Source organism: Stutzerimonas stutzeri SDM-LAC (assembly GCF_000235745.1).
Lineage (GTDB): Bacteria > Pseudomonadota > Gammaproteobacteria > Pseudomonadales > Pseudomonadaceae > Stutzerimonas > Stutzerimonas stutzeri_H.
Genome location: NZ_AGSX01000074.1, coordinates 1 through 213 on the forward strand (window position 1 = coordinate 1; position 213 = coordinate 213).

Here is a 213-nt window from a genome sequence, read left to right on the forward strand (position 1 = left end):
GATGTTTGCGTGTCAGACGGTTGAAGTCGACAAACAAACCGAAAAGACGCATCGCTCGCAAAGCGAACCGAAATACAAAACACAGCAACACCATCACATGCCCAATTAGGGGAAGCGACTCAACACCGACTCCCCAGCCGAATTGCTTGACGACCATAGAGCGTTGGAACCACCTGATCCCATCCCGAACTCAGTAGTGAAACGACGCATCGC

The 213-nt window shown here is 51.6% G+C and carries 1 rRNA gene; it reads left to right on the forward strand.

The annotated features are described in order from the left end of the window. Nucleotides 1-145 precede the first annotated feature (145 nt). Nucleotides 146-213, forward strand: a 5S ribosomal RNA gene (rrf, locus tag PSTU_RS0109120); the annotation flags it as partial.